Annotated in this window: 17 protein-coding genes and 1 pseudogene; 10 read left to right on the forward strand and 8 right to left on the reverse strand. The window is 42.4% G+C overall.

Annotated features, from left to right (window positions below; genetic code table 11):
• Positions 1-220: 220 nt before the first annotated feature.
• On the reverse strand, positions 221-1276 hold the full coding sequence (locus TPSD3_RS15715) for a diguanylate cyclase domain-containing protein (RefSeq protein ID WP_086489641.1): 1056 nt from the start codon (positions 1274-1276) through the stop codon (positions 221-223).
• Positions 1277-1391: 115 nt separating this feature from the next.
• On the opposite strand from TPSD3_RS15715, the gene nagZ reads away from it, so the two are divergent.
• Positions 1392-2429: a beta-N-acetylhexosaminidase gene (gene nagZ / locus TPSD3_RS15720; RefSeq protein WP_086489474.1), complete on the forward strand. Its 1038-nt coding sequence runs from the start codon at positions 1392-1394 to the stop codon at positions 2427-2429.
• A gap of 12 nt (positions 2430-2441) precedes the next feature.
• On the opposite strand, the gene TPSD3_RS15725 is transcribed toward nagZ, so the two are convergent.
• The 4 genes and pseudogenes from TPSD3_RS15725 to TPSD3_RS15735 all read right to left on the reverse strand — a co-directional run bounded on the left by TPSD3_RS15725 (position 2442) and on the right by TPSD3_RS15735 (position 5459).
• On the reverse strand, positions 2442-3614 hold the full coding sequence (locus TPSD3_RS15725) for a CAP domain-containing protein (RefSeq protein WP_086489475.1): 1173 nt from the start codon (positions 3612-3614) through the stop codon (positions 2442-2444).
• Between the two features lie 97 nt (positions 3615-3711).
• A pseudogene (locus tag TPSD3_RS15730) lies at positions 3712-3960 on the reverse strand (CAP domain-containing protein); the annotation flags it as partial.
• A gap of 12 nt (positions 3961-3972) precedes the next feature.
• Positions 3973-4146 (reverse strand): CAP domain-containing protein, encoded by a 174-nt coding sequence (locus TPSD3_RS17650; RefSeq protein ID WP_176329901.1) that lies wholly within the window; start codon positions 4144-4146, stop codon positions 3973-3975.
• A 134-nt stretch (positions 4147-4280) separates the two neighbouring features.
• Positions 4281-5459: a cation diffusion facilitator family transporter gene (locus TPSD3_RS15735; RefSeq protein ID WP_086489477.1), complete on the reverse strand. Its 1179-nt coding sequence runs from the start codon at positions 5457-5459 to the stop codon at positions 4281-4283.
• Positions 5460-5670: 211 nt separating this feature from the next.
• Here TPSD3_RS15735 and TPSD3_RS15740 point away from each other — a divergent pair, with 211 nt between their 5' ends.
• The 4 genes from TPSD3_RS15740 (at position 5671) to TPSD3_RS15755 (ending at position 13406) form a co-directional block, all read left to right on the forward strand.
• Positions 5671-6348: a lytic transglycosylase domain-containing protein gene (locus tag TPSD3_RS15740; RefSeq protein ID WP_086489478.1), complete on the forward strand. Its 678-nt coding sequence runs from the start codon at positions 5671-5673 to the stop codon at positions 6346-6348.
• Positions 6349-6544: 196 nt separating this feature from the next.
• On the forward strand, positions 6545-8053 hold the full coding sequence (locus TPSD3_RS15745; RefSeq protein ID WP_086489479.1) for a YifB family Mg chelatase-like AAA ATPase: 1509 nt from the start codon (positions 6545-6547) through the stop codon (positions 8051-8053).
• Between the two features lie 70 nt (positions 8054-8123).
• Positions 8124-11384, forward strand: a complete 3261-nt coding sequence (locus TPSD3_RS15750) for a bifunctional diguanylate cyclase/phosphodiesterase (RefSeq protein WP_086489480.1) — start codon at positions 8124-8126, stop codon at positions 11382-11384.
• A 21-nt stretch (positions 11385-11405) separates the two neighbouring features.
• Complete coding sequence (locus TPSD3_RS15755; protein ID WP_086489481.1) at positions 11406-13406, forward strand: DUF4231 domain-containing protein; 2001 nt, start codon at positions 11406-11408, stop codon at positions 13404-13406.
• Between the two features lie 8 nt (positions 13407-13414).
• Here TPSD3_RS15755 and TPSD3_RS15760 read toward each other — a convergent pair whose 3' ends face one another.
• Together TPSD3_RS15760 and rluD are read right to left on the reverse strand one after the other, a co-directional pair.
• Positions 13415-13858, reverse strand: coding sequence for a GtrA family protein (locus tag TPSD3_RS15760; protein ID WP_086489482.1), 444 nt, complete (start codon positions 13856-13858; stop codon positions 13415-13417).
• A gap of 17 nt (positions 13859-13875) precedes the next feature.
• Positions 13876-14838, reverse strand: a complete 963-nt coding sequence (rluD, locus tag TPSD3_RS15765) for a 23S rRNA pseudouridine(1911/1915/1917) synthase RluD (protein ID WP_086489642.1) — start codon at positions 14836-14838, stop codon at positions 13876-13878.
• Positions 14839-15019: 181 nt separating this feature from the next.
• Here rluD and TPSD3_RS15770 point away from each other — a divergent pair, with 181 nt between their 5' ends.
• Genes TPSD3_RS15770 through TPSD3_RS15785 form a run of 4 tightly spaced genes read left to right on the forward strand, consistent with a single transcriptional unit; the run spans position 15020 to position 20863 of the window.
• On the forward strand, positions 15020-15793 hold the full coding sequence (locus TPSD3_RS15770; protein WP_086489483.1) for an outer membrane protein assembly factor BamD: 774 nt from the start codon (positions 15020-15022) through the stop codon (positions 15791-15793).
• A 40-nt stretch (positions 15794-15833) separates the two neighbouring features.
• Positions 15834-17195: a phosphomannomutase/phosphoglucomutase gene (locus tag TPSD3_RS15775; RefSeq protein ID WP_086489484.1), complete on the forward strand. Its 1362-nt coding sequence runs from the start codon at positions 15834-15836 to the stop codon at positions 17193-17195.
• Between the two features lie 23 nt (positions 17196-17218).
• Positions 17219-19027, forward strand: coding sequence for an extracellular solute-binding protein (locus tag TPSD3_RS15780; RefSeq protein WP_086489485.1), 1809 nt, complete (start codon positions 17219-17221; stop codon positions 19025-19027).
• Between the two features lie 21 nt (positions 19028-19048).
• Positions 19049-20863, forward strand: a complete 1815-nt coding sequence (locus tag TPSD3_RS15785; protein ID WP_086489486.1) for a hypothetical protein — start codon at positions 19049-19051, stop codon at positions 20861-20863.
• A 52-nt stretch (positions 20864-20915) separates the two neighbouring features.
• Here the strand turns inward: TPSD3_RS15785 and TPSD3_RS15790 are convergent, their stop codons facing one another.
• Positions 20916-22010: an acyltransferase family protein gene (locus TPSD3_RS15790; protein ID WP_086489487.1), complete on the reverse strand. Its 1095-nt coding sequence runs from the start codon at positions 22008-22010 to the stop codon at positions 20916-20918.
• A gap of 245 nt (positions 22011-22255) precedes the next feature.
• Here TPSD3_RS15790 and TPSD3_RS15795 point away from each other — a divergent pair, with 245 nt between their 5' ends.
• Positions 22256-23281, forward strand: a complete 1026-nt coding sequence (locus tag TPSD3_RS15795) for an efflux RND transporter periplasmic adaptor subunit (RefSeq protein WP_176329902.1) — start codon at positions 22256-22258, stop codon at positions 23279-23281.
• The last annotated feature ends 4 nt before the right edge of the window (positions 23282-23285 follow it).

Genomic DNA, 23285 nt, shown 5'->3' on the forward strand with positions numbered 1-23285 from the left:
TTTTTCTACTTATTATTCAATAGGTTATATAAAAACATAAAAACGCCAGTGATGTCCCACAATTGTCTGTAAACACAGACGGCAACCACAGTAGTAAGACAAAAATCTGAGGTAATCGCTTGATATAACAGGGTAAAATTGATAGTGTCGCTAAAAAAAACGCAATGTCGCTAAACACAGACGCTTCAAATAAAAACCGCAAACAACAGATCACGCACTATCATGATGATGCAGAAAAAAGCGATTCAAGAGAAGTATCATAAACCACCACACGATTACGCCCTTGTTTTTTAGCCGCATACAAAGCCCTGTCCGCAGGACGCAAGAGAGAAGCCGCATCGGTGTGCGATGTGGGAATGACGGTGTGAACGCCCATACTCACCGTCACATAAGGCGCAACTTTGGAAGAAGAATGAGGCACTTGCAACGCTTGAATGGCTTGGCGAATGTTCTCCGCCACGTGTAAAACGCCTTGCAAATCGGTATGGGGAAGTAAAACAATAAACTCCTCGCCCCCATAACGCGCCACTAAATCCGCCGGACGATGCACCACCCATTCTATGGTTTTCGCCACCTGTTTTAAGCATTCATCGCCCTCAATATGTCCATGCGTATCATTGTATAATTTGAAATAATCAATATCACACAAAATAGCCGATAAATAACCCTTTTCTTTTGCCAAATGTGGCCATTCTTTCTCTAAATAACGATCCAAACGTCGCCGATTGGCCACTTGCGTTAAGCCGTCTAAATGCACCAAACGTTCTAACTCTCGATTCGCTTCTTCTAGGGCTTCGGAGCGTTCAATGAGCTTATTTTTTAATACTTTGGTGGTTTCTAATTGATGTTGTAATTGTCGATTACTTTTGGCTAATTCTTGTTGTAAACGGTGGAGCTTTAAATGCACCGAAATCCGCGCCAACACTTCACGCGGTTCTAAAGGTTTGGTAATGTAATCAGACGCTCCCGCATCAAATCCCCGAATTTTACTGTTCATGTCAGACAACGCCGTCATGAAAATAATGGGAATTTGCGCTGTTTTAGGATTCGATTTGAGTCGTTTCGACACCTCAAAACCATCCACCCCCGGCAACATAATGTCCAAAAGAATTAAATCCGGCGGCGCATAGTCAACCGTCTGTAAGCAATCTTCGCCATCCTGCGCCACTTGCACATTAAAACCTTCTCCACTGAGAAAATGATGTAAAAATTTAATGTTGCTGGCAACGTCATCGACGACCAATACGGTAAATTCGCGGTGTTTTAATGCAGTCATGGCCATTGTTTGTGGAATGAAACTCGTTAAAATAGGACGGAAAACGGCAACGTTTTTTTGAGTCGTTTCTTGCTTCTCTTCTTACATATTTTAAGCGAATAAACAGGAAAAAATAATGGCATTGGGATATTTAATGGTCGATATTGCCGGGACATCGCTCACTTCCGAAGATAAAGAAGTGTTACTACATCCTTTAGTCGGTGGTGTAATCCTGTTTAGTCGTAATTATGATCAGCCTAAACAATTGCAACAATTAGTGCAATCGTTACACGCATTAAGACAGCCTCCGTTGTTAGTTGCCGTGGATCATGAGGGTGGAAGAGTACAACGATTTCGTCAACATTTCACCTTGTTACCTGCGGCGGCTCAATTGGGCTACTGTTACCAAACCCAACCTAAATTCGCCTTGCAAGCCGCGCAGCAAGTCGGTTGGTTATTGGCAGCGGAATTGCGCGCTGTGGGAATTGATTTTAGTTTTGCGCCGGTGTTGGATTTGGATCAACAGTGTAGCGCAGTGATCGGGAATCGCGCCTTGCATCAACGCGGTGAAATTGTCGCGCAATTGGCACAGTCTCTTGTCAATGGCATGAAACAGGCCGGAATGATGGCTGTGGGTAAGCATTTCCCCGGACATGGTTCTGTGGTGGGCGATTCTCACGATATGTTACCTGTTGATCCGCGTCGTTTGGTGGATTTGCAATTTGCGGATTTAATTCCTTTTGAGCGTTTAATTCGTTTGGGTTTGCCGGCGATGATGCCGGCACATGTACTTTATCCGGCGGTGGATGATAAACCGCCCGGATTTTCCAGTTATTGGTTACAAAATGTGTTGCGAAAACAATTACGTTTTCAAGGTGTGATTTTTAGTGATGATTTGTCTATGTCGGGGGCAACGATCATGGGAGATGTGGCGGAGCGTGCCAATGCGGCGTTGGTGGCGGGTTGTGATATGTTATTGGTGTGTAATGATCGTCCGGCAGTGTTGGCCTTGCTGGGACAGTTGAAAACCGCGCCCACTCCCACGATGCAAGTGCGTTTGATGCGGATGCACGGCCGACCGGCATTGTTAGATTGGGACAGTTTAGCCCATTCGCCACAATGGCAAGTCGCCCGCGCAACGTGTGAACAGTTAAATCAGTTACGTCTTGATTAAACGGCTATTAAATTAAGGACTGACCGAAGACCAAACAGGTACTAAATTGCCATCACCGGGATTGCGTAAAATTTCCAAATTTGGTTGTCCAGAACCAATTGTGCTGTAGTTCTGTCCGAATAACAAGGCAAAATCAACCGTAATCGGTTTGGTGACCGGAAAGCCAATAAAACCCAAGCCAGAAGTCGGATCAATCATGCCCCCAATATCGACACTGCTTTGAATATTCGGCCCATAAATGCCAATGCCAAAATAACCGCGGGCTGCGCCTTCTGGACTTTTCACGGCGGCCACGTAGTAGCCTGCGTCGAGTGTGGGGATTGAAGTGAGTGTTCCCACATTTAGAGTGGTTGGGCCAAACACGGCATCTTGATTGTTTTTCTTGATTTGCACCGATAATTGTTGCATTTTGCCACTGTACTCTTGTACTTCTAACTGTATCGCAGTGGGTTGTGTCAAGTAGAAACTGGTAAAACCAAAGGCTTCTCCATTCTCGCGTAAAACCGAACCAGAACTGAATCCACCATCACTCAAGCCACTGGAGTTGTTAATAGACAAGCCCCATTGTCCCTCACGCTGTTCCTGCGGCAAACTCACCCGCGCCACGTAAAAACCCGGTGTGCTGATATTCAGAGAATAACGGCAGGCATCGTCGAGGCAGGAGGTGGGGGTGGTTGGGGTTGTGGGAGTGGTCGGCGTTGCTGATGAACTACACGTTGCCGCGCCCATTGGCGTACCGAAAACTTGTGTCCAATAATGCTTAAACTGCGCGTTACTATTGAGGGCGTAACCTACGCCCAACTCGGTAAATTCAGGTGTAAGAATATTGGCGCGATGCCCTTCACTGTTCATCCAAGAATTCATGACTTCCGCAGGAGACGTTTGTCCGGCGGCCACATTTTCTCCCGCTCTGCTGTATTGATAGCCTGTTTGCTCGATTCGATCAGAAAATTTCGATCCATTCGATCCCGTATGGCTCATAAAATTATTCGTGGCCATATCATCCGAATGGAGTTGAGCGGCTTGGGTGAGTTGGGTGGATAAACACAATGGGTTTAAACTTACTTTGGCGCGCTCTGCATTAACTAATTTCAGTACTTCCGCGACATATTCTGTAGTAGAAGGTGTATTTGGAGTGGTTGGGGTTGTCGGCGTTGTTGATGAACTACACGTTGCCGCGCCCATTGGCGTACCGAAAACTTGCGTCCAATAATGCTTAAACTGCGCGTTATTATTGAGGGCGTAACCACATTAAAAACAGTATCATCAATGGCAATTTGCGTCACTGCGCGTTATTATTGAGGGCGTAACCTACGCCCAACTCGGTAAATTCAGGTGTAAGAATATTGGCGCGATGCCCTTCACTGTTCATCCAAGAATTCATGACTTCCGCAGGAGACGTTTGTCCGGCGGCCACATTTTCTCCCGCTCTGCTGTATTGATAGCCTGTTTGCTCGATTCGATCAGAAAATTTCGATCCATTCGATCCCGTATGGCTCATAAAATTATTCGTGGCCATGTCATCCGAATGGAGTTGAGCGGCTTAGGTGAGTTGGGTGGATAAACACAACGGGTTTAAACCCACTTTAGCACGCTCCACATTAACCAATCTCAACACTTCAGCCACATACTCCGCAGAAGCATAACTGGACGTACTCGCCAGCAACAGCCAGCTACTTAGCACAAAAAAAGTGAACAAACGTTTTACGGTTATCATCAAAATTCCTCCATTGATGGTTATGGTCGATGACTATTGAGTATTCCTAAAAATAGGAAGCCAAAGTGTACCCTAAAACGTATGGCAATTGTGTTAAGAATGGGCTTTTTTTCAGAAATGCTAAACATTCGCTTTTAAGAAAAAAATACGCGTACTTCTCTCACTTCAGTCACTTGTTGAGTCGCCAATTTAAACGCTACACTAAGCTGTTGTACAGTTTGTAAATCATCTGCCACAGACAAAGGTAAGTAAATATCGACATTTAAACGTCCACTTAAATAATGCAAACTAATATGTTCAATCGCCGCTGCCACCCCAATATGCAGCCAACATTGTTGTAATTGGCCGATTAATTCGTGTCGAGACGGCAAAGCCAACGAAGCCTCATGGTGTTGATCATCTTCAGGATCGACGTGTACAGTTACATCGACAATTTCAGGCATTTGTTGCAATAATTTAGCACGTACCCGATCTCCAATGTGATGCCCCTCTGAAACGCTAATACGTGGATTCACCAGAATATGCACGTCAACCAAAGCATTTTCCCCCATGTGGCGCGTGCGCAAAGCGTGCAATGTGCGTACACCTTCGACATGACGAATCAGAGTCTTAATTTTTTCCACCTGATGACGCGCCAAACCGGTATCCACCAATTGCCGCAGCCCTTCCCCGCCCAACGACCAGCCAATGTGTGCAATCATGATTGCCACCACCATTGCCGCCGCCGCATCCAGCCAAGCCGCGCCCGCCATACTTCCCGCCACCCCAATCAATACCACCACAGAAGACACCGCATCACTGCGATGATGCCAAGCGTTCGCCCGCAACATTTGAGAACGCACCCGATCTGCAACGTAAACGGTGTAATGGTAAAGGGCTTCTTTTAATAAAATCGACACCACAGCAATCGCTAAAGTAATCTCTGTGGGTTGTAACAAGCTATCTGGATTTAGCACCCGCATCGTTGAATCCCATAACATACCCATCGCCACCGCAATCAAAATCAATCCCACTAAAACGGTCGCCACCGTTTCAAAACGCCCATGACCATAAGGGTGTTCGGCATCAGCATCTTGTGAACTAAATCGCGCCGCCACCAATACCACCCCATCACTGACTAAATCTGACAGCGAATGTAGCCCATCCGCAATCAAAGCCTGCGACTGTCCTATCCAACCAAAAATAATTTTAACCACCGATAAAATCACATTACTGATTACCCCCACCAAGGTCACATTACGAATCGCCACATAACGACTTTCCTGCGGAGAAATGGCAACCGATGAATCGGGTATATTAGGTAAATTTTGCATATTTTTTCTAACCAAGTTTGGGAAATTGATAGACAGTTTACACTGAAATTTTCACAATGAATTTTTTCTGAATTTTAAAGATTATTTTTTATTTTTAAAGAATCTCACGAGTGGCTGGAGTCAATCGTGCTTCAAAGGCTAGACATTTATTCTTGTCTGACTCAAAATTATCCGAATTGAGATTAGATTTAACAAGGAATACTTTTTTATTATGCGCGTTATTTTACTGTTTGCGGTTTTACTGCTTTCTACTTTTCACCATCATTTAAACGCCAGTACTACTACTGTGTATAAATACATCGATGCCAATGGTGTGCTTCATCTCACCAATCGCCCGCCGCCCGAAGAACAACCTTTACTTTACACCCGCAGTTACACCGTGCGCCGCTATGCGCCGCCTCCGTCTGCGCCTTTGTTACCAGACTCATTTAGTCCATCGCAATTTTTAGCTTTGCAGGGATTAAACACTTTTGCGTTGCCTGCGGTTGGTAAAAATACGGAAAAAACTCGTCCTTACGACGACACTATCCAACATATTGCCGCTCAATACCAATTGCCGGCTGAATTATTACATGCCGTCATTAAAGTAGAATCCAATTACAATCCCAATGCCGTTTCTCCCAAAGGTGCGACAGGGTTAATGCAATTAATGCCCGGTACAGCAGCGCGTTATGGGGTCACGGATCGCACCGATCCACTGGATAATATGACGGGTGGCGCGAAATATTTACGGGATTTATTGCATTTATTTGACAATGACTTAACCCTTGCTTTAGCCGCTTATAACGCCGGTGAAAATGCGGTTATTAAACACAATCGCCAAATTCCACCCTATAGAGAAACACAAAATTATGTCAAAAAGGTGTTGGCATTGTACCAGAATAGGTAATATTTTCAGCCATTCTCCATTTTAATACAACTAAAAAAAGCCTCGTTGAGAATGGCGTATCGAAAATAGATTTACGCCCAAGAAAAACTAGATTGACGTAGAATATCATGCTAGGCTTTCTTACCATTTATGCGTTTTATTTGATCCCATTCAGCTTTTAGTTATTTTTAGAAACAATTAGTTAAGGAGAACGATTCTGTCTCTTGCCGTTGTTTACAGCCGCGCCCAAGTCGGCATTGAAGCCATTCCTGTCACGATTGAAGTGCATTTAACGGGGGGTTTACCGAGTTTATCGATTGTTGGACTGCCTGAAACCGCGGTGAAAGAAAGTAAAGATCGCGTGCGCAGTGCTTTGTTAAATTCAGATTATTACTTTCCGGTTAAAAGAATTACCATTAATCTCGCGCCGGCCGATTTACCCAAAGAAGGGGGGCGTTTCGATTTAGCGATTGCGATTGGTATTCTTGCAGCTTCAGGACAATTGCCGCGAGAATCGTTACATCATTATGAATTTGTGGGTGAATTGGCGTTGGGAGGGGAATTGCGGCCGATTCGTGGCGTGTTACCTGTAGCGTTGGCCGTGCGCAATGTAGAACGGGCGTTGGTAGTGCCAATGGATAACGCCGATGAAGCCAGTATTGTTCATCATTTAGATATTTTTCCTTGTCGCACTTTATTCGATATTTGCCAGCATTTACAAGAAGTTAAGCTGATTTCTCCGCGCCGTACTCACGCTCTTCCGACCATTAATCCTTCGCGTTTTGCGCCTGACTTAAATGAAGTACGCGGTCAACATCAGGCACGACGAGCTTTAGAAGTGGCAGCGGCGGGTGGACATAATTTACTGATGTTAGGGCCGCCGGGGACGGGAAAAACCATGTTGGCCAGTCGTTTACCCAGTATTTTGCCGCCGATGACCGAACAAGAGGCTTTGGAAACTGCGGTATTGCAATCTGTGGGGTCTAGTGCGGGTTTTCAAGTGGAATCATGGGGGGAGCGGCCTTTTCGTACGCCACATCATACCGCTTCTGGCGTAGCCTTGGTGGGGGGTGGCAGTCACCCGCGGCCGGGGGAAATTTCTTTAGCGCATAATGGCGTGCTATTTTTAGACGAACTGCCCGAATTTGACAAAAAAGTGTTAGAAGTGCTGCGTCAACCTTTGGAATCACGACAAATTTTAATTTCTCGTGCGGCACGCCAAGCCCAATTTCCTGCGAATTTTCAATTAGTTGCAGCGATGAATCCATGTCCTTGTGGTTATTTGGGCGATCCCAGCGGGCGTTGCCAATGTTCCACAGAACAAGTGAAACGTTATCGCAGTCGCTTATCTGGCCCTTTGCTGGATCGCATTGATTTACATGTAGAAGTGCCTCATTTGCCGCGTCAAGACATGCGATTAGAAGCGCGCAGTGAGACCAGTGCGGTGGTGCGCGAGCGGGTATTATCGGCGCGTGAACGTCAGTTGCAACGTTGTCATAAACCCAATAGTCATCTGAATCATCAAGAAATAGAGGCTTTTTGTCGTTTAAATGAGCCAGATGAGCGATTATTGGATACCGCGATTGAACGCTTGGGGCTGTCGGCGCGGGCGTGGCATCGAATTTTGCGGGTGGCGCGTACTATTGCCGATTTAAGTTGCAGTGATTCGATTAAAACCCAACACTTAACAGAAGCCATTACTTATCGTCGTTTAGAACGGTATTAGGCAATTATTAACACCTTAATGTGTGATTAACAATTAGGGATAAATTAGGTTAAAAAAATACGGCTATACCATGTTAAATCAACAGTTTAAAAAAACCAATTTTTCTTTGATATGGGTAGTTGTTGTGGGTTTATTTTTAACTTTTTTATCCGCTTATCAAATCAGACAATGGGAATTGCAACAAGCCATTCATGCCAAGCAAATGGAGGTCGATAAATATATTCGTGCGTTGCGTCAAAGTCATGATAATTTACGTGATTTATTTCGCTCTATTAAAAGTATGCAGGAAATTGAGCATAAAGCCAATATTGACACGAATAAAAAATGGGAATTAGATCAAAATAGTTTTCACCATTTTGTCAAGCGTCATTTAGAACAAGAACGCAAGCAAAGTTTAGACGCATTGGCTTGGGTGCCTGTGGTGACTCACGACAAAATGCTTGATTTTGAACAAAGAATGAATCGAGAAAAAGCCTTTCAAGAATTCCAAATCTGGGAACATTGCAGCGGACAAGCCTCTTGTAAAGTATTGCCACGCGATATTTATTATCCGATTCAATTTATTGAGAACATTAAAGAACATCAAAGTAAATTAGGTTTTAATTTATCCTCTAACATTCAATTAGATCAAGCCTTATCAAAAGCCAGAGATGAAGCCAATTTAATGGTTACGGTATTAAAAGAGCCAAAAGATTTTGCGTATCTTTACATGTTTTATCCGCTTTATGATTATGACACTGATCCGCCAACTGCGGTGACTCGTCAAATGAGTTTGCGGGGTTTTATTGTGGGTTTTTTTAATATAGAAAATTATTTAGAAGAAACCTTGCGCCCTTCTCGTTATAATCCCAATAATTTTTTACAAATTTTTGATACCACGGACAGTCAAAATCCAGTTTTATTATACCGTCCGCAATGGTTAGCAAAAAAAGCGCAACACGCACAAGATATTCAAGAAATTTTGCCGCAAGTGCCTGTGAGTTTAGAATTTGGCGGGCGACAATGGTCAATTAAACTCTATCGCATTCCGAGTATTTTTGATTTTCAATACTGGTATTCGGTGGGGGCATTTTGTGTGGGATTATTTTTAACATTTGGTTTTTGGCGTTATTTATTATTAGCCTTAAATCGTGCGGTTTGGGCAGAAACATTGGTGGAACAACGCACCCAAAGTTTGCAAACGGCGAATCTTGCTTTACAGCAAGAAATGGAAATGACCCGACGCATCACCGAACAATTAGATGCCAGTCGTCGTCAATTTCGCGCTATTTTTGACGAGGCGGGAATTGGAATTGTGCAGACTAATTTAGAGCATATTATTTTAGAAAATAATAAGGCCGTGCATCATATTCTCGGTTATGGCAGTTCTGAATTGCAAGGGCGAGCTTTACATGATTTTGTGCATCCTGCCGATTTAGACAGCGATAAGCAATTATTAAATGGTTTATTAATGGGCGATTATGATTCTTATCGTATTAGTAAGCGTTATTTAAGACGTAATGGAGAAACGGTCTGGACGCATTTAAATTGTTCTATTGTGCGCGATCCGTTAAAGCCTTTTTTAATTAGTATGGTTGAAGATGTGACTGAGCGGCATTTTGCTGAATTGGCACGCTTAGAAGCGGAGAAAAAATTTCGGAAGATTTTTGAAAATGCCATCGAAGGTATTTTTCAATGTACATTCTCAGGACATTTTATTAGTGTGAACCCTGCTTTTTTAAAAATATTTGGTTGTGACAATGCGGATATTCTCTATCAAAAAAATATTAATTTAAAACGCCAATTACATGAACATCCTGCTTGTTATGAAGATTTTATGCGGCGTTTAACCAGCAATCGAGAAATAAAGAATTTTGAATATCAAGCCCGTTGTTTTGATGGTCGCATCATTTGGGTGGCTGAAACGGTGCGAATTGCCCATGATGAACAAGGTCAAAATAGTTTTTATGAAGGTTTTATTGAAGACATTACGCATCGTAAAGCGGTGGAAGAAAAACTGCGTTATGATGCCACGCATGATCAATTAACAGGCTTATTAAATCGCAGTGCATTTACTCATCATTTAGAACGTGGATTGGCGCGTTTAAAAGAAAAGGAAAAAGAACAAGAAGTGCAGATGGAGAAAATGTTGCCTTTTGCGGTGTTATTTGTTGATTTAGACCGCTTTAAAATGATTAATGACAGTATGGGACATTTGGTAGGCGATCAATTGTTAGAAGAAATTGCCCATCGTTTGCGTCGAGAAACTCGCGGCTGTGATGTGGTGGCGCGTTTTGGGGGAGATGAATTTGCATTAATGTTAGAAAATATGAGTTCAATTAAAGCATTGGAAGATTTTATTGAACGCTTAAATCGGTGCTTAGGGGAATCTTATACGCTTCAAAATGAAGTGTTTAATACCACAGCCAGTATTGGCATTGCACTGGCGAATGTGAATTATAATTCAGCCGATGAATTATTGCGCGACGCGGATATTGCAATGTATGAAGCCAAAAGACAAGGACGCGGTAAAGCCGTGTTTTTCCAATCGGGAATGCACGTGCAAGTATTAAACATTATGCGCATGGAATCGGATTTGAGAAAAGCCTTTGAACGGGGCGAATTTTGTTTATTTTATCAACCCATTATTTCCTTAGAAAATCGCCATACGGTCAGTTTAGAAGCCTTATTGCGTTGGAATCATCCCGAAAAAGGTTTAATTTCTCCTGATAAATTTATTCCTTTAGCTGAAGACACAGGCTTAATTCGAGAATTAGGATTGTGGGTATTTGAACAGGCTTGTTATCAATTAAAATATTGGCAAGTGCGTTTTCCTCACCATCATAATTTAGGCGTTAATATCAATGTCTCTGCGATTCAATTAAAACAACCACGTTTGGTTAGAGAAATTGAAACAATTATTCATCGTTCGGGTTTAAAACCAGATACTTGTCGCATGGAAATTACTGAAAGTGCCATGATGAATGATCCTGATTTAATGTTGAATGTTTTAAAAGATTTAAAAGGTTTAGAAGTTCAACTTTATATTGACGATTTTGGTACGGGTTATTCTTCGCTCAGTTATTTACAAAAATTTCCGATTGATGCTTTAAAGATCGATAAAAGTTTTATTCAAAATATTGACGCATCGGATAAATCGATGCAAATTGCTCAAGCGATTATTGCACTAGGAAATGCGTTTGATTTGCGGGTGGTGGCTGAAGGGGTAGAAACGGATACCCAACTAAATATTTTAGAAGCCTCGCATTGTCATCATGTACAAGGCTATTATTTCTCGCGTCCCATCGATAAAGAAAAAACGGAAAATTATCTTAGTATCATCGTACATTAACAGGCAAATGAGGAAAAAATAATGACTGCACATTATTCTGAATCTCAACAAGAATTAAAGTTAGAAACACTGACTTTTGCTCAAGGAAAAAAAGCCGCGGCATTGCAAGTGCCGTTGCATTATGATCGGCCTGAAAATTTATTATCGATGTTAAATATAAAATCACCCAAAGCAGGCATTATTTTGTCGGGTGGTGCAGAGAAATTAGAAGCGGAATTAGCGATACATTTAAGCCAATTATTCTCACGCGGCATTGCCAAAGCCGCTGCTAATATGGAGGCTTTATTTATTACGGGTGGCACGGATTCAGGCATTATGCGTTTATTAGGGCGCAGCGTGGATGATCATGGTTATAAAACGCCATTATTGGGCATTACTCCGCGGGGCTGTTGTGACGTTTTGACTCCTGCAAATGAAGAAAAAAATAAATCAGAAAAAATTCAATTAGAACCGCATCATTCTCACTTTATTTTAGTGGACAGTGAAACGTGGGGCGCGGAAACAGAAACCATGTTTCAATTAGCTGATCATTTGTTCACACATGAGCGTGTTCCTTTGGTGACTTTATTAATTAATGGGGGAGAATTATCAAAATTAGAAATTTTGCGCAGTGTGCGTTTGGGAATTCCTGTCATTATTGTCGAAGGCAGTGGCCGTTTAGCCGATCAATTAGCGGATTTAATTCAAACACCACCTCATTTTATTCAAGATGCTATTTTAGCAGAAATTATTGCGGATGGAGAATTGCATGTTTTTTCAGTCACGCGATCTGTAGAGGAATTAGAACGCTTAATTTATCGCCAATTACGTGGGGACAGCACGTTAAAATCAGCATGGCAACAATTTGCAATTTATGATGCGAATGCGGAGCGACATCAATCTATTTTTAGACGTTTGCAATGGGTGATTATTTTGCTTGGTGTTTTGGGAACGTTTCTGGCTTTATTTCAATCGACATTAAGAAGCGAATTAAGCGTGTTAAAAACAGAGCAAGGCATTCCCATGACTGAAACGGCTATCAATTATTTATTACGTCAAGAAAAATCGGATAATCGCACTCAAGAAAAAATATCATTGCAATTATCAGATTATTTTGTTTGTGCGCGTCATTCGGTTTGCTTAATGGAAATGACGGTAAAAACGTTGAGCTTATTTATTTTACTCATTCCGATTTTAATTTCTTTATTATTAGCCGCAGTGACTCGCTTTAATTCGGGGCATAAATGGTTGACTTTACGCGCCAGTGCCGAAGCCGTGAAACGCGAAATTTATACTTACCGCGCCACCGCAGGCTATTACAGCGACGATCAATTAGAAACCGATCAATCACGAGAAACAATTTTAGCCAAACGTCTGCAACTCATTGGCCACCAATTAATGCAAACGGAAGTGAATAATTCGGCTTTAAAAAATTATCAAGGAGAATTACCACCGCTTAATACGCTGTCTAACCGAGATAATGGCATGTCTTTTTTAACGCCCGAACTTTATTTAATTTATCGCTTGGAAGATCAGCTTGATTATTACCTGAATAAAACCAATCAACTTGCTAAACGCACGCAAATGTTGCATTGGGCAGGATTATCAATTGGGGCTATTGGTACATTATTGGCTGCGTTATCTATGGAGTTATGGATTGCTTTAACAACGGCATTAATTGCAGCCATTACTTCTTACATGGAACAGCATCAAATGGAGACTTCTTTGCGCAAATATAATCAAGCCGCTGCGGATTTAATTGGCTTGCGTCATTGGTGGATGGCATTGTCGGCTCGAGAGCAAGCCGATCAGATGAATATTGATAATTTAGTGCTGGAATGCGAGCGCGTGTTGCAAGCCGAATTTAGCGGCTGGATGGAAGAAATGAAAGATACCCTCGGTAAATTAAAAGCCGAACAAGAAAAACGCATGGAAGAAATCCGCGAAAAACGCCGCCAAGAACAAGAACTAAAAAGCGAAGAAGCTAAAAACCGTTTGCAAGCCTTAAAAGAAGCTGGACGCGCTGCTGAAATGGAGAAATAAAAATGGCTTTATAATTTACCATAAGTCCATAAGCGATTGGCGGTAAAATTCCAAAATAAAGTCAGACCAATTGCGGTTGCTTTTGCCACTTGTGTGCCGACCACTTCGGTAAATAATCCACTGTATAAATGGGAATAACTGAAATGAAAAATTAAAGTATTAATGAAAAGACCAATCATACTGACTGTGACAAATTTCATTAATTGTATCCGTTGATCTCTCACTTTTGATTCTGGAAAAGTCCAATAGCGATGTAAAGTAAAATTAAATAAAATCGCTAAACTCACCGAACACATATTAGCCCCAATTCGCTCCCATTCGCCATTCCAGCCCGCACCAAAAATCAGTAAATTTAACACACCGACATCAATTAATGCACCCATTCCACCTACGGTGCTAAATTTGAGAAAACGGGTTAATTCTTTTTTAGAAAGATGAGAAAAAATAGACATTGGATAACACCCTATTATTAATTTTTTAAACGCATATCATCAGCTAATGCGGTCAGTAATTGCTGCATATCTTCGGGTAGCGGCACAACCCATTCCATATAGTCTCCCGTGCGCGGATGTTGAAAACCTAAACGCTCGGCATGTAGGGCTTGGCGTTGAAAATCATGCAATACTTTTTGAAAGACTTCACTGCTGTCAGGCGGATAGCGCAAACGTCCACCGTATAACGGATCGCCCAGTAAAGGATAACGTTCGTGTGACAAATGGACACGAATTTGATGCGTGCGTCCCGTTTCTAACCGAGCGCGAATATGGGTATGGGCGCGGTAACGTTGGATGACGCGATAATGTGTCACCGCAGGTTTACCGCTGCGCACGACGGCCATACGCACGCGCTGCGTGGGATGCCGCGCAATCGGTAAATTCACCGTTCCCCCAGATACCAAGACACCACATACCACCGCTTGATATTCTCGTACAATCGTATGTGCTTGTAATTGCGCCACTAAATGCGTATGGCCTAACAGCGAACGCGCCACCGCTAAGACACCACTGGTGTCTTTATCAATACGGTGGATAATACCCGCACGCGGCAATTGTGCCAGTTCTGGCGCGTAGTGCAGTAACGCATTGACCAACGTTTGATCGGGATTTCCCGCGCCGGGGTGTACCACCAAGCCTGCGGGTTTGTTGACGATGATCACGTCTTCATCTTCATATAATACAGATAAAGGCAGAGATTGTCCCGTCCAATCGACTTGATCTTCAGTCTGGGCTAATAATACAACATCTTCTCCCCCGCGCACCCGGTCACGCCCGCGTAAAACTTCCGCATTCACTTGAACGTGTCCATCTCGAATCCACTGTTGTAAACGCGCCCGTGAATACTCTGGCAACAATTCGGCTAAGGCTTTGTCTAGGCGATAACCTGCCATCTCTGGTGGAATTTTCGTGGTAACATGTGAGGTCGTTGTGGTCATGGTCAAATCAGTCCGCAAATAAGATGTTGTTGTGGGCGTATTTTGCGCCCAATGATTGAGACAACAACGCAAAAATGGCACACTTTAAACGCTCGTTGCCTACGAGACAAGTGCTGTGAAGAAAAAAGGCAATTGCCCATTTTAATATTCCAATGTTCTCATTTTAACCGTGAATTTTGCTATGAATAAAAATTTTTTTCTCTTGTTATTCTCACTTTTTTTACTCACGGCTTGCGCCACCGATCCCAAAGAACATACCGCAGGTTGGGACGCGGATCAATTGTATGAAGAGGCGAAAAAAGCCTTAAAAGACGATGATTATCGCACAGCCATTCGCTATTATGAATTATTAGAAGCGCGGCATCCTTTCGGCCCTTATGCGCAACAAGCCTTGTTAGAAAGCATTTACGCTTATTACAAACACAATGAGCCTGAATCAGCGATTGTAACGGCGGATCGTTTTATTCAACAATATCCACGCCATCCTAATATTGATTATGTTTATTATATGAAGGGATTGGTTAATTTTGAAATGAATCAGGGTTTATTTGATCGTTTTTTACCGCTGGATAAAAGTCAACGCGATCAAACGGTGGCGATGAATTCATTTCGAGATTTTGCCGAATTATTGCAACGTTTTCCGCAAAGTCGTTATGCTGAAGATGCGGAAAAGCGCATGTTATATTTACGTAATAGCGCGGCACAATATGAACTTAATGTGGCTGAATTTTATATGGTGCGTGGGGCTTATTTAGCGGCTGCAAATCGAGCTAAAAATGTGATAGAAGGTTTTCAACGCACGCCCGCTGTGCCTGACGCATTGGCTTTAATGGTCAAAGCCTATCGCATTTTGCAATTAGATGATTTGGCGAATCAATCTTTACAAGTGTTGCAATTAAACTATCCCAATCACCCTAAGTTAAGCGAATTAAATGCGCTGCATATTGAAGGCTAATTGCATTTTTTATTAACGTTAATTATAGAGGATTTAGTACATGTCTATTTTTCGTGCCTACGATATTCGAGGGATTGTGGGAGAGACGTTGACACCAGAATTGGTGTGCCAAATCGGTCAGGCGATTGGCAGCGAAGCGGCGAAACAGCAGCAAGCCGAGGTAGTGATTGCGCGCGACGGGCGGCTTTCTGGAGCGGCGTTGTCGCAAGCCTTGAGTGAAGGATTACAAGCGGCAGGGCGTAAAGTGATTGACATTGGTATGGTGCCAACGCCTGTTTTGTACTTTGCAACGTATCACTTAAATACGGGCAGCGGAGTGATGTTGACGGGCAGTCATAATCCACCGAATTACAATGGCATGAAAATGATGATCGGCGGAGATACGTTATTTGATCAAGCCATTCAACAATTAAAACAACGCATTGATAATGGCGATTTAATGCAAGGTTTTGGTGATTATCAAACACTGGATTTAAAACAGGCTTATATTGAGCGTATTTGTGGCGATGTGAAATTAAAACGGCCGTTTAAATTGGTGATTGATTGTGGCAGTGGTGTGGCGGGTGCTATTGCGCCGCAATTGTTTCGACAATTGGGTTGTGAAGTGATTGAATTATATTGCGAGGTGGATGGTCATTTTCCACACCACCATCCCGACCCCAGTAAACCTGAGAATTTACACGATTTAATCGCCGCGGTAAAAACGCATCGTGCGGATTTAGGTTTTGCTTTTGATGGGGATGGGGATCGTTTGGGCGTGGTGGATGCGACGGGGCAAATTATTTGGCCTGATCGGCAAATGATTTTATACGCCCGCGATGTGTTAAGTCGCAATCCCAATGCGGCAATTATTTACGATGTCAAATGCAGCCAACATTTAACCGATGCCATTATTGCCGCCGGCGGTCAAGCCATTATGTGGAAAACAGGGCATTCTTTTATTAAAACCAAAATTAAAACCAGTGGCGCGGCATTGGGTGGCGAAATGAGCGGTCATATCTTCTTTAAAGAGCGTTGGTATGGTTTTGATGATGCGCTTTATACGGGGGCGAGATTATTAGAAATTTTATCTCAAGATTCCCGTTCACCCACTGCGGTTTTTAAAGAATTACCTGATGCGGTTAATACGCCTGAATTAAATTTAAATACGGCTGAAGGTGAGAATTTTATTTTAATGGATAAAATTCGCGCTCATTTTACATTTGATCAAGCGGAGATTGTCACGATTGACGGATTACGGGCGAATTTTGCGACAGGTTGGGGTTTGGTTCGGGCATCGAATACCACACCATGTTTAGTGTTACGTTTTGAAGCGGATACGGCCGAAGATTTGGCCGCAATTCAAGAACAATTCCGCGCTCAATTTAAACAAATAGATGCCCATTTAGCATTGCCTTTTTAAAAAGAAAAGGGAAGGGAACATTAATGATGTCTAAGTTTTATTTTATTACTTTGCTGGCGTGGATTGGGGGGTTAGCTTTACCCAGTTACGCCGAAGAAAACGTATCTATTCATCGCAGTCATGGTTTAGCGATGTATGAAGATTTAAAATACCCCGCTGATTTTAAACATTTTGATTATGTCAATCCTAATGCGCCTAAAGGTGGTTTACTTCGTTTGTCGGCTACGGGAACATTTGACTCATTAAATCCTTTTATTATTAAAGGATTATCTGCGTCTGGTTTAAGCGGTTGGTTTTTTGAAACATTAACCAGTTCTTCTAAAGATGAACCTTTTTCAGAATATGGTTTAATTGCAGAAACCATTGAAACACCAGAAGATCGCTCATGGGTGGCTTATATTTTACGCGATAAAGCACGTTTTCACGATGGTTCACCCATTACGGTAGAAGATGTGATATTTTCTTTTGAGATTTTAAAGACCAAAGGGCATCCTTTTTACCGCTCTTATTATAACCATGTGACTGAAGTTATTAAGGTCAATGATAACACGGTTAAATTTGTTTTTAATACCAATAAAAATCGTGAATTGCCTTTAATTATGGGACAATTGCCTATTTTATCTAAGGCTTATTGGGAACAACGTGATTTTGATAAAACCACATTAGATATTCCTATCAGCAGCGGGCCTTATAAAATTGCAGCCATTGACCCCGGCCGTTCTATCACCTATCAACGCAATCCAGAATATTGGGGAAAAGATTTACCCGTCAATCTTGGCCAATATAATTTCGATCAAATTCGCATCGATTATTATCGAGATGAAACGGTAGAATTGCAGGCTTTTAAAGCGGGTGAATATGATTTTCGTGCCGAAAATTCGGCAAAAAATTGGGCAACGGCTTATGATTTTCCTGCCTTAACTCAAGGGCGTGTCATTAAAGAAGACATTGAACATCAAATTCCCACAGGAATGCAGGGTTTTGTTTTTAATACCCGCCGCGACGTGTTTAAAGACCCCAAAGTGCGAGAAGCCATTAGTTATTTATTCGATTTTGAATGGGCGAATAAAAATTTATTTAATGGCGCATATACTCGTACACACAGCTATTTTTCTAATTCTGATTTAGCCTCGCCCTCAGAATTACCTCATGAAGCTGAATTAGCCATTTTAGAACCATTACGGGCGCATTTGCCGGAGCGTGTTTTTACCGAAATCTACCAACCCCCACAAACCGATGGCACAGGCAATATTCGGGAACAATTACGCCTTGCCATTCGTTTATTAAAAGAAGCGGGCTGGGAGTTGAAAAACGGTAAATTATTAAACGAAAAAGGACAACTTTTACAATTTGAAATTCTATTAGTCAGTCCTTTATTTGAACGGATTGTTTTGCCCTTTAAACGCAACCTCGCACGCGTAGGCATTGAGGTCAGTGTGCGCACGGTAGATACCACGCAATATCAAAATCGAGTCGATAATTTTGATTTTGACATGATTGTGCATGTGTTTAGTCAATCATTATCGCCCGGTAATGAACAACACAGTTATTGGCATTCGGAAAATGCTAATGTGGTTGGCAGTCGTAATTTAGCAGGCATTCAAAACCCTGCTATTGATCAATTGGTTGATTTGGTCATTGGTGCGCCAAATCGTGACGAATTAATGGTGCGCACCCACGCTTTAGATCGCGTGCTATTGTGGGGACATTATGTGTTGCCACATTGGCATGTGCGCACGTTTCGGGTGGCGTATTGGAAACCTTTAACTCGCCCTGAAATGATTCCTCCTTATGATTTGGCTTTTGATGCGTGGTGGATGGCGGATAAATAAGGTATTATTGAGGTTATTTTTATGTTTAAATTATCGCTTTTATTCAGTGTTTCTTTTCTATTGTTAATTGCCTATTTTTCTCAAGCCCAGATAGTTCATGCAGAATCGATTAAATTTGTGCAATGGTGGGATGAGTATTTGCCACAACGACAAGATAATAATGTGGAAGTGGTTTATTCGCGTCGTCGGCAAGTGCAGCATTTTCTGGATTTAGACGGAGATGAAATTGCCAATGATTCTCAAGTTTGCGTGCCTTTTGACATGCAGACTTTGTTAAATCCGGTCACCATGTGCCAAGACGGTCAACCCACAGCCAGTTGGCGTGGTTATCGGGGATTGCGTCCCAGTGCGCTTTTTTACGGCGGGATGGTGGCGAATTATGTCAATATGTCTGATGTCAACATTGTCAATACCAGAGGCAATGAAGTGCCGGTGATCAGTCGTTTTCCACAAGCGACCGTGCAGCAAGATGGAGCTTCTTTTGGTTTGGGTTATCAAGTGGGACATCCTGATTATATTCGACGCGGTATTAATCAATATTACCGCATTTATTGGTCAGATATGACATTTTTTGCGGTAGATGGGGAAATTAAAGACAAAGAATTAGTGGGATGGGTAGAGCCGTCAATTAGTTTTCATAAAGTTCCAGAGGCAAAAGTCAATTTTGCGACGGTTTTTATGTGGAAAAAGAAGAACTTTGTCAACGGCGGTGCCAGTGCCGAGCGGGTTATTCTTGATCCAACCAGTAAATTTTTTGTCTCACGAGTACGGCACGCATGGAATACTGATGATGGGCGATTTGTCATTAAAGATGGCAAAGAGTTGTACATCAGCGAGTACAAAATTGACACCGACACCGGCGGATTCAAAGGGATTAATGTCGCCATGTCTCCTCTTGAAAGCCGCTGGGCAAAGTATACGCCAGATGGTTGTAACATGTGGTTTGACCTTTCAACCGCTGAATTTACCGAACATACTTTTACTGATATTCAGGCAGTGGGCGTTTATTTTGCGATGAACGAGTATCGTAAAGATCGCGCTGCCATCACTTTTGACAATTTCATGTTTTATGGCACTACGCCTGAAATGTATTCAGAAACGCCAATGCCTTCATTGCCTGTCGAAGACGGCCAGCGTTTTCCCGCGATTGCTTTTGATCGCATTGGGCAGCCGTTGAGCAGTGAAGCGCGGTTTTTTCCGGGCATCACGCCACACAACCAGTTAGTCACTATTAAACCCAGCGATCAAATCGATGTGCGCGGACGGATTGCCGTCGATCCCGCCCATATCGGCAAAGCAGCAGATTTATTAGTCGTGGCTGAGGTAATTATTGATTCGTGTGAAACGGGGGAGAATTGCCAATTCTTTTATCGTTTTAATACCGATGCCAGCGTTTCTGAAATTATTTTCAGTGAAACAACCACGACAGAAGATTTAGGCAGTGTGCGGGAAGTGACTTTATTTCCTGAACAATTAATGCAAATTTTCCCCGTGAATTTAGAAAATTTCCGCACCACTGAATCAGGAATGAAAGATATTTTAATCAGTTGTAACAGTCGCCCAATTACTTATACGGGTGTTTTTGGTGCGGGCAGTGGGTTATTACGGTTTTATTACGGCTACCGTTTAAAAGAAGACGGAACAGCCGTGATTACGTCCAGTCCCATTCAAGTCCGCTTGCAAGACTCAGAAACGACTACGGAAACGGAAACTGATCCAGAAGATGTAGAATATACGGAACATTCGGAAACGCCAGAAATTCCCACCGATCCCATAGAAATCCCAACGGATGACACGGAAGAAACAGCAGAAACAGAAACCACATCACTCCCTTAATACGCTTCACTTGAATCAGAATTTAATTTCTGATTCAAGTTTTTTAATTCGGCTATATTTTTAAACGCGGAGAAATAAGCACCACATTTTTTAATTGCAACGCGCTATGTTCAATCAAATGCCACGATAACACGGCAAAGAATAACACCACCGGTAAACTAACAAACGCATTAAGCAAAGGATGCCATGTGGCACCCGACAAATAAACTAAAGTTTGCTGCACAGGAAAAGCATAAATGTAAAGACCATAAGAAAAATCCCCATAATGCGCAAAATGATGACAACGAATGTAAGGCGTAAAAGCAATATAAATAATCAAATAACTACCCGCAATAATAAACCACGCCTCCAATCCGCCCATCACACTCGCAACGCCCAAAATGATCATCGCCAGCAAGGCCAAATAATGATGTAAAATTACTTTTTCCCGATATAAATAAATGACCGTTCCCGCTAGGAAATAATTGACTAATTCGATTAATTGGGAAAAACCAATACCACGAAACCAAAAGTTCCATTTTTTTTCTAAAACAAACAGTTCTTCAAACCAAAATAAACGAAACACGAATAACCCCAGTAAAATCACCAGCAGTAACCCACGCCAACGCATCAAACCCAATACCCCCAAAAACGCCACCATCACATAACACAACATCTCATAAGAAATTGTCCATAACGAACCATTAACCGCTTTGGGATAAGGATTATTTTCAAAAACCCCCGGTAAGTGATAATGCACAGGGAATAAAAAAATCCCTGTCAAATAACGATAAGTTTTACTAGAAGTAAAATATTCCATAAAACTCAATTGTGTCATCACCGGACCAAATAAAAAAACAGTGAGCAATAAAACCACAATTAAAGCAGGAAAAATACGTAAAATTCTTGCTTTAATATAAATCCAAATATTAGCCGACCGTTCATAACTTTGTGAAATTAAAAAACCACTAATGACAAAAAAAATAGCCACGCCTAATGTACCAAATGTCATTTGATGTTGAGTGATTTGATGTAATAATTCTTGTTCATCGTTGCCATGAGTAAGCACATAGGCGTGCGCAAAAATAACCATGGTGGCTGCTACAAAACGAATCAAATCAAAATTATTCTGACGAGCAGCTAATGATTCGGCTAAAGTTAGACTCATTTATTAAATATCCTGCATAATGGCTTCAGTAGTTATTTAAACTGATTGTGGGGATGCTAAAACAGCAGAATTTTTCAATTCTGCGGCCTATTCTAACAGGAGTCTAAAGAATAGTTACAGTGCTAAGGTCATAGAAACGGCTTGAAAGACATCTTTGCATGACGTTTCTGGTTTTTATCGCCGCATTTGGGCTATACTGTGTCCAACAATCAGACAATTACTTTTTTACTATAGGATACAATACAATGCGTTTATTGTGCTTAATCGTGATGTGTGGGGGGGTGTTGTGCAGTGCGCTGGTGGCCGCACAACCGCCCGCTGTTCCCGTTGAGACGATACTTGTCGTGCCTGATCAGGTGGACATCGACATCACCGCCGTGGGAGATTTGCGAGCGGATGAACAGGTTACGATTCGCGCCGAAATTCCCGGACGAATCGCTCAACTCAACTTCTCCGAAGGACAAGCGGTAAAAGAAAAACAGTTGCTCGTCAAACTGGATGACGCGGAATATGTCGCCCGCTTGGAAGAAAGTAACGCCGCTGTAAAACTGAGCGAACACAGTTTTAGCCGAACTCAAGATTTATACAATAAAAAACTCAGCAGCCGTCAAGCCTACGATGAAGCTGTCGCGTTATTAGAACAAGATCGCGCTCGACAATCATTAGAACGGGTTTTATTGGCAAAAACCCGCATTGAAGCCCCTTTTTCGGGCATTATCGGCTTGCGATATTTGAGTCAAGGTGCGTATGTCCGGGCGGGAGATGATATTGTTGAGGTGGTCAAAGTGGATACGCTTAAACTGGATTTTCAAATTCCTGAGCGTTTTTTGCCACAAATTCAAGTTGGCCAAGCGGTTTCTTTACAAGTCGATGCTTATCCGGCCACTTCTTTTCCGGGAAAAGTGTATGCCATTAATCCCCATTTGAACGAAACCACACGCACCGCGTCACTGCGGGCGCGGGTAGAAAATCCTGAAAGACAATTGTTACCGGGCATGTTTGCGCGGGTGGCTCTCACGTTAAAACAACGCGATCAAGCCATCGTCGTTCCAGAACAAGCCATTGTTCCACAAGGTAATCAAGTGTATGTCTTTGTTGTTTCCGAAGGCAAAGCCAAGCGTGTTCCAGTGACTTTGGGCGTGCGCTTGACGGGACGAGTGGAAGTGTTAAGCGGTTTATCGATAGGAGATGAATTGGTGGTGTCGGGACAATTGAAGTTACGCGACGGCGCACAAGTCTTACAATTACCCAAACCCAGCCCGCAGGAATAATCAT

The organism is Thioflexithrix psekupsensis, from assembly GCF_002149925.1.
GTDB lineage: Bacteria > Pseudomonadota > Gammaproteobacteria > Beggiatoales > Beggiatoaceae > Thioflexithrix > Thioflexithrix psekupsensis.